Annotated in this window: 9 protein-coding genes; 7 read left to right on the top strand and 2 right to left on the bottom strand. The window is 66.8% G+C overall.

From position 1 onward, the window contains the following. Positions 1 to 133: 133 nt before the first annotated feature. Both CYU59_RS12455 and CYU59_RS12450 read right to left on the bottom strand, forming a co-directional pair. Entirely contained in the window at positions 134 to 763 is a 630-nt protein-coding gene (locus CYU59_RS12455; RefSeq protein ID WP_292989725.1) for a class I SAM-dependent methyltransferase, read from the bottom strand. 50 nt (positions 764 to 813) lie between these two features. Next, positions 814 to 1,755 (bottom strand): Lrp/AsnC family transcriptional regulator, encoded by a 942-nt coding sequence (locus CYU59_RS12450; protein ID WP_292989723.1) that lies wholly within the window; start codon positions 1,753 to 1,755, stop codon positions 814 to 816. A 190-nt stretch (positions 1,756 to 1,945) separates the two neighbouring features. Between CYU59_RS12450 and CYU59_RS12445 the strand changes: the two genes are divergently transcribed. The 7 genes from CYU59_RS12445 (at position 1,946) to CYU59_RS12415 (ending at position 7,475) form a co-directional block, all read left to right on the top strand. After that, positions 1,946 to 2,704: an SDR family NAD(P)-dependent oxidoreductase gene (locus tag CYU59_RS12445; protein WP_292989720.1), complete on the top strand. Its 759-nt coding sequence runs from the start codon at positions 1,946 to 1,948 to the stop codon at positions 2,702 to 2,704. Between the two features lie 38 nt (positions 2,705 to 2,742). After that, positions 2,743 to 3,600, top strand: coding sequence for an LLM class flavin-dependent oxidoreductase (locus tag CYU59_RS12440; protein ID WP_292989717.1), 858 nt, complete (start codon positions 2,743 to 2,745; stop codon positions 3,598 to 3,600). A 75-nt stretch (positions 3,601 to 3,675) separates the two neighbouring features. Next, positions 3,676 to 4,497, top strand: coding sequence for a tetratricopeptide repeat protein (locus tag CYU59_RS12435; RefSeq protein WP_292989714.1), 822 nt, complete (start codon positions 3,676 to 3,678; stop codon positions 4,495 to 4,497). Between the two features lies 1 nt (position 4,498). Further along, on the top strand, positions 4,499 to 5,488 hold the full coding sequence (locus CYU59_RS12430) for an HAD-IIA family hydrolase (RefSeq protein ID WP_292989712.1): 990 nt from the start codon (positions 4,499 to 4,501) through the stop codon (positions 5,486 to 5,488). Between the two features lie 73 nt (positions 5,489 to 5,561). Then, positions 5,562 to 5,738, top strand: coding sequence for a hypothetical protein (locus tag CYU59_RS12425; protein ID WP_292989780.1), 177 nt, complete (start codon positions 5,562 to 5,564; stop codon positions 5,736 to 5,738). Positions 5,739 to 5,745: 7 nt separating this feature from the next. Continuing rightward, the gene (locus CYU59_RS12420; protein WP_292989710.1) at positions 5,746 to 6,555 is read left to right on the top strand and encodes a TlyA family RNA methyltransferase; all 810 of its coding nucleotides are present in this window, start codon (positions 5,746 to 5,748) and stop codon (positions 6,553 to 6,555) included. Continuing rightward, entirely contained in the window at positions 6,552 to 7,475 is a 924-nt protein-coding gene (locus CYU59_RS12415; protein ID WP_292989708.1) for an NAD kinase, read from the top strand. The genes CYU59_RS12420 and CYU59_RS12415 overlap by 4 nt, the downstream gene beginning before the upstream one ends. Position 7,476 lies beyond the last annotated feature (1 nt).

Here is a 7,476-nt window from a genome sequence, read left to right as displayed (position 1 = left end):
CCCGGAAGCTAAGCCTGCCAGCGCCGATGATACTACCCACCCGGGTGGAAAAGTAGGACACCGCCGAACACACACAACACACCCGTGCCCCCCAAAAACCCTGGGGGGCACGGGCATTTGTGCACCTAGACGACTACGTAGGTTTCTCCCAATGCAATGAGTAGCGCCAGAACACGAGTCGGCGCACCCGCACACCGGGCAAAGCCTCAGCCGCCCGCTCGGCCACTTCGCGCATCGACAGCTCCGGGGCCAGCACGACAGGCATCAACGAATGCGTCGAATCCTTCGCGAACCAATCGTCGCGACCAACCGCGCGGGCGATCACAAATATCGCACCGAACAATCGATGCCCCAGTGCGGCAATGATTTCCGCGCCCAGCTCGTGGCGCAGGTCCTTGCGAGGCAAGGCGATGATGGCCAGCGTGCCGCCGGGCCGCAGCAGCTCCGCGCAGCGCCGCAGTGCCTGTTCCAGGTCGAGATGGTGCACAGCGCAGATCGAGAAGATCGCGTCATAGCCGTTCGCAGGCAGATCGCACGTCATGACGTCGTCCAGGATGCATGTCACGTTGCCGGGTGTGCGCCGGCGGGCGAGATCGATCATCGCCGCCGAACGATCGATCGCGTCCACTCGCTCCACATGCTGCGCCAGCCGAGACGCGAATGTTCCGGCACCGCAACCGACGTCGAGCACACGTTGGCTTCGCGGCGGCGATGACCGGAGCAGCATCCGGTGGTAGTAGGCGTTGTGATCCCAATCCAGCACGGTCGCGAGGCTACCGGCCGTTGGCGAGGGACGGCCGATCCGTCACAGATTTACGAGCCCGGTCGGACCAGCCGGCCGTGCGCAACCAGCGAGCCGGCCTGCTTGAGGCGTTGGGCACGAATGCTCATGTCGTAGCTGTGGACGTGCTCGATGCGGGCCAGTCGCTCAGCGACGTACCGGTAGAGGTGGTCGACGTCGCGGCAGATGACGACCGCCATCAGGTTGTTGCGTCCGCTGACCGCGATCACCGAGGCGACCTCGTCATGCGCGGCGATTTGGTCGGCGACGCTGGCGAGGTGCCTGGGCGATGTGGTCAGCCACAACATGGCGTTGACGTCAAAGCCGAGCTGCGCCGGCAGTAGGTCGACGTCGAATGTCAGGGTGCCTGCTGTCTCGAGGGCGGCAATGCGCCGTTTCACCCGCGCAGGTGACCACCCGGTGTCGGCGGCGAGACGGGCGTGCGGTGCACGCCCGTCGGCGGACAGCGCATCGAGCAGGGGCTGATCCGGCTCGCCCGGAATCGCCGGACCGGCCGGTTGATCCGCCGGTCCCGCGTTCTCCTCTCTGATCAGGTCAGCCTGGGTCGAGTCGAGGGTGTGACCGTAGGCGGTCCACTGGGCGTTGGCCGGCTCACCGAACACCCGCAGAACCAGATCGACTTCCAGGGCCAGCACTGTCGATGTCCGCGGAAGGCGCTGCAGGATACTGTCTTTCGTTTCGCCAAGTGGTGCCCGGATGATGCAGACGAATTCGGTCCACCCCGAAAGCACGTTGGCATGGGTGACTTCGGGCCGCCGTGCAAGCGCAGTAGCCAGCCGTGGCACGTCATCCGGCTTGGCTCGCACCCGTACCACCCACTGGCAATCGCCGTAGACCTGGGGGTTCACCAGTCCGATCACGCGAACCGCGCCGCTACGGTGCAGTTTCCGGTAACGACGGGCTACCACCTGCTCAGGCGCGCCGATGACGTCAGCGACCCGGCGGAACGACACCCGCGGCGATAGCTGAAGCGCATGAATAATCTGGCCGTCAGAGCGTCCAACACAGCGAAAACATTACGTCTGATGCTCACCTGCTGCCTATTTGTCGACAGTTATGTGGTGGTGCTGGCCGAAAGACCCCGTCAGGGCCGACTCTCGAAGGCGAATGAATCACCACCCGAGCGGAAAGAAGGCGGGCCCAATGCGATTGACGGACAACACCATTCTGGTGACCGGCGGCGGCAGCGGGATCGGCCGCGGCCTGGCCATTGCACTGCGTAAAGCCGGCAATCGTGTCGTCATCGCGGGCCGCCGTACCGACGCGTTACGCGCCGCCGCCGATGAATGTCCGGGCATCGGCTACCTGCGGCTGGATTTGACCGACGGGCAGTCGATCTTGCGCTTCGTCACTGAGGTCGAACGGCAGTATCCCGACCTCAATGTGGTGATCAACAACGCCGGCGTCATGGCGCTGGAGAATGTGGATGCACCCGATCCCGACAGCGCGTCGGCAGTCGTCGCGACCAACCTGCTCGGTCCGATCACGTTGACCTCCTTGCTGATCCCCGGACTGAAGTCCCAGCCGACTGCGGCGGTCGTCAATGTCACCTCTGCGCTGGCGTTCGTCCCGATGGCGATCGCGCCGACCTACAGCGCCACCAAGGCGGGGTTGCACGCCTACACGGAGGCACTACGTTTCCTGCTGCGGGACAGCCAGGTTCGCGTCGTCGAGGTCGCGCCGCCGCGAATCGAGACCGAGATGGACGGTCTCGGGGACTCCTTCACGATGACCGTCGACGATTTCATCGACGAGATGCTCGGCCTGATGGTGGCCAATCCAGACTCCGACGAGGTGATCGTGACCGCTGCTCGCGATTTGCGTGACGCGGAGCGCAACGGGGAGTACGCGGAGCAGTTCGCCGTCGTCAATCCTGACCCGACGTTCAACCCGTGGGTCTGACACAGCCGCCGCTGACGGCAAGTGAGAAGGGAACTTTCATGGACATCGGAATCGGACTGCCCAACAATGTCGCCGGAGTGCCAGGGCCGCTCATGGTGGAATGGTCCCGCCGAGCCGAGGAACGTGGCTTCGAGTCGATTACCACGATCGACCGGCTGATCTACCCCAGCATCGACTCCGTCATCGCCCTGGCGTTGGCTGCCGGAGCCACCACCCACCTTGCGCTGGTGACCAATATCCTTCTGGCGCCGCTGTATCCGCCGGCGATTCTGGCTAAGCAGCTCGCCAGCCTCGCGCTGGCCGCGGGCGATCGCCTGGCGGTTGGTATCGCTGTCGGCGCGCGTGAAGACGACTACACCGCCGCGGGTGTCGACTTCGACAAGCGAGGCCGGTTGCTCGACCAGGAAGTGACCGCCATGTGGGAGGTCTGGCGGGGCAAGCCGCTGGTCGGGGAGAGCCCGTTGGTGCCTCGGCCGGTAAACGTTCCGCTGCTCTTCGGTGGAAAGTCGAAGGCGACGCTGCGACGCGCGACCATGATCGGCGACGGCTGGGTCGCCGGAGCGCTGCGCGACTACAAGGCTCAAGCCGAGTTCATCGACCGGGTCCGGCAGGGATGGCAAGCCGCCGGACGCGCCGGAGAGCCGACCAATCACGCGTCGGTGAACGTCGCCATCGGCGGCAATGGCACCGCCGACGCGGGTCGCGCGCACCTTGCGCACTACTACGGATTCAAGCCGGACTACGCCAAGCTCAATGTCGACGACATCATCACCACGGCGCAGGATGCGCGCCACACGGTCCGGGTCTATCGCGACTTGGGCTTCGATCGGCTGCTCTTTCACCCGGCGGTCGCGTCGCTGGATCAGGTGGACCGGCTGGCTGACGCCGTGCTCTGACCCGGAGGGTCGGGATTACCGGGCGAACCGACGCTGCCCGTATCCTGACACGAGGTTTCGTGGCGAAAGGTTTCCGTGGTCGACAACAGAACAGGTGGTGATCGCCGCCCGTCTCGCGGCAGAGGCGCAGACGGCCCACGCGGACCGCAGCGACGGGACGGGCGTCCCGACGGCCGCTCATCCGGCCCGGGCCGTGACCGTCAACCGCCACCACGGAACGGCGCCGACAACGACCGCGACGAGCCGCCGATTCCCAAAGAGATCGAGGCGAAGCAGCTCGCGCCCGACGTTCGGCGAGAGCTCAGCACACTGGACAAAGCCAACGCAGATGCTGTCGCACGTCACCTGGTCGCCGCGGGCGAGTTGCTCGACGAAGATCCTGAGGCTGCGCTCAACCACGCCCGGGCCGCGCGGGCCCGCTCCGGGCGAATCGCCGCTGTCCGTGAAGCGGTCGGAATCGCCGCCTATCAGTGTGGGGATTGGGCGCAGGCTATCGCCGAGTTACGGGCTGCCCGCAGGATGGGCAGCAAGTCGCCGCTACTTCCGTTGATCGCGGACTGCGAACGAGGCCTGGGCCGACCCGAACGGGCGCTCGAGCTGGCCCGCGGCGAGGAGGCCGGCAAACTCACCGGAGACGAAGCCGACGAGATGCGCATCGTCACCGCCGGCGCCCGCGCCGACCTGGGTCAGCTGGAGCAGGCCCTCACCGTGCTGTCCACCCCGCAGCTGGACCCGAGCCGCACTGGCACGATCTCGGCCAGGTTGTTCTATGCCTATGCCGAGACGCTGCTGGCGCTGGATCGCGGTGACGAGGCGCTGCAGTGGTTCTTGCACGCCGCCGAAGCCGACATCCACGGGGCCACCGACGCCGAAGACCGCGTGAGCGAGCTCGGCTGACGTGGGAACGCTTGCCCGGGAACATGATTGCCTGCTCCTCGACCTCGATGGCACGGTTTTTCGCGGCCATGAGTTGACCGAGGGCGCCATCGAAGCGCTGGACGAGGCGTCGGGCCGGGCGCTGTACGTCACCAACAACGCCTCGCGAAGCGCCGAGGAGGTCGCTCACCACCTGACTGATCTCGGTCTGCGGGCTGTCGCCGAGGACGTCGTCACCAGCGCTCAAAGCGCGGCTCATCTTCTGGCCGGCCAATTGTCGCCGCAATCTCGGGTGTTGGTGATAGGCACGGAGTCGCTGGCCGCCGAGATCACTGCGGCCGGGTTGACACCGGTCCGCAGCTACGACGAGAACCCCGACGCCGTGGTGCAGGGTCATTCGCCGGACACCTGCTGGGCCATGCTGGCCGAGGCGGCGCTGGCGATCCGGGCAGGCGCGCTGTGGGTGGCCGCCAACGTCGACGCCACCCTGCCGACTGAACGAGGTCTGCTACCCGGCAACGGGTCGATGGTGGCCGCGTTGCGGGCTGCGACCGACGCCGAACCGCAGGTCGCGGGTAAGCCTGCGCCGACATTGCTGCGAGATGCATTGGCACGCGGCGACTTTCGGACACCACTGGTGGTCGGTGACCGGCTGAACACCGACATCGCCGGCGCCGGCGCCGCCGAGCTACCCAGCCTGATGGTGCTGACCGGCGTCAATTCAGCACGCGACGCCGTGTTCGCCGGTGCCGAGGAACGCCCGACCTTCATCGGCCACGACCTTCGGTCGCTGCACCAAGAGGCCGAAGAGCTCGCCGTCGGCCCGCAGGAGGCCTGGAAAGTCGACTCCGGAAACAGCACAGTCACGGTCAGCAGCGTCAAAGACGACTACGGCGACGGGCTTTCGATCGTTCGGGCCGTCGCCCATGCGGTGTGGTCGACGCAGGCCACCGGGGTCGAGGCCGGCGACGACACCGCACACGCGGCCCTTGAACGGTGGTCGTTGACCTAAATCCCGTAGCGTAGAACAGCGATGAGTCGCGCCGACGACGATGCAGAGCAACGCGATGAGGAGGAGTGGCGCCATCAACACCGACCCTGACGAGATCCGCGCACGGATCAACGCCATCCTCGCCGAGCTGCCAGATCCTGCGAACCCCGACAAGATGCCCGCCGAGGCCGACCTCGAGGAGCTCGCCCGCCAGCTTTCCGAGGCACACGACATGCTCGTGCGGGCGCTGGAGTCGGCGGAGAGAGCCTGAGGCCGCGGTGCCGCGGCGCACGCGTGTCGACGCCGAGCTGGTCCGTCGCGGGCTGGCCCGATCACGGCAGCAGGCCGCGGAGTTGATCGGCGCCGGCAAGGTGAGCATCGATGGGATGCCCGCGGTCAAACCCGGCACCGCTGTCGCGGCCACCGCCGCGCTGAAGGTCGCCGAGGACGCCGAACGTCGCTGGGTGTCACGCGGCGCGCACAAGCTGATCGGTGCGCTGGACACCTTCGGCATCGACGTCGAGAGCCGGCGCTGTCTGGACGCAGGAGCATCGACGGGCGGATTCACCGAGGTCCTGCTGGATCGTGGTGCCCGCGAAGTCGTCGCCGTCGACGTCGGCTATGGACAACTGGCCTGGTCGCTGCGCTCCGACGCCCGGGTGGCGGTCATCGAACGAACCAATGTGCGAGAACTCACGCCGGAGGCGATCGGCGGCAAAGCCGAGACGGTTGTCGCCGATCTGTCCTTCATCTCGCTGACCACGGTGCTGCCCGCGCTGACTGGATGCGCCCTGCCCGGCGCGGATATCGTTCCCATGGTGAAGCCGCAGTTCGAAGTGGGTAAGGGGCAGGTCGGCGCAGGTGGGGTCGTCCACGACCCGGAGCTGCGCGTCAGCGCGGTCCTCAGCGTCGCCCGCCGCGCCGGCGAGCTGGGTTGGCACGGCGTCGGCGTCACCGCCAGCCCGCTGCCGGGTCCGTCGGGCAACGTTGAATACTTTCTGTGGTTACGCGCCGAAACCGATCGGGGTTTGTCTGGAGATGAGCTGGAATTCGCGGTCCGCAACGCGGTCGAGGCAGGCCCGCAATGACGAGTGAGCGCACCGTCCTGCTGGTGGTCCACACCGGGCGTGAAGAGGCGACCGAAACCGCGTGCCGGATCGAAAAAGTATTGAACGACAACAACATTCACCTTCGCGTGTTGTCGGCTGAAGCCGTCGATCGCGGACCTGTTCCGCTGGGACCCGACGATGGCCGCGCCCTGGGTGTCGACATCGAGCTCGTCGACGCCGATCCCGATGCCGCGCAGGGCTGCGAGCTGGTCATCGGCCTAGGCGGCGACGGCACCTTTTTGCGGGCTGCCGAGCTGGCCCGCAACGCCAACGTGCCGGTGCTCGGCATCAATCTGGGCCGCATCGGCTTTCTCGCCGAGGCCGAGACCGAGGCCATCGACACCGTGCTCGAGCATGTGGTGGCGCGCAGCTATCGACTCGAGGAGCGGCTGACGCTGGACATCACCGTCCGGGTCAAAGACGAAGAAGTTTCGCGCGGGTGGGCGCTCAACGAGGCCAGCCTGGAGAAAGGCCCTCGGCTCGGAGTGCTGGGCGTGGTCCTCGAGGTTGACGGACGCCCGGTGTCGACATTCGGCTGCGACGGTGTTCTGGTGTCGACGCCCACCGGATCCACCGCCTACGCCTTCTCCGCCGGCGGCCCGATCCTGTGGCCCGACCTGGAGGCACTACTGGTGGTGCCCAACAACGCGCATGCACTGTTCGCCCGTCCGATGGTGACCAGCCCCGATGCCCGCATCGCCATCGAAATCGAGGGCGACGGGCACGATGCCCTGGTGTTCTGCGACGGCCGACGCGAGATGCGGGTGCCGGCCGGGGCGCGGCTGGAGATCCAACGCTGCGACGCATCGGTGAAGTGGGCCCGGCTGGACAGCGCGCCGTTCACCGACCGGTTGGTGCGCAAATTCCGGCTCCCTGTCACCGGCTGGCGCGGACGGTAGC

The sequence above is a fragment of the Mycobacterium sp. genome (assembly GCF_002863225.1).
In the GTDB taxonomy this organism is placed as follows: domain Bacteria; phylum Actinomycetota; class Actinomycetes; order Mycobacteriales; family Mycobacteriaceae; genus Mycobacterium.
Note: the sequence above shows the minus strand (reverse complement) of the source record. Positions and strands in the feature narration are given on the sequence as shown.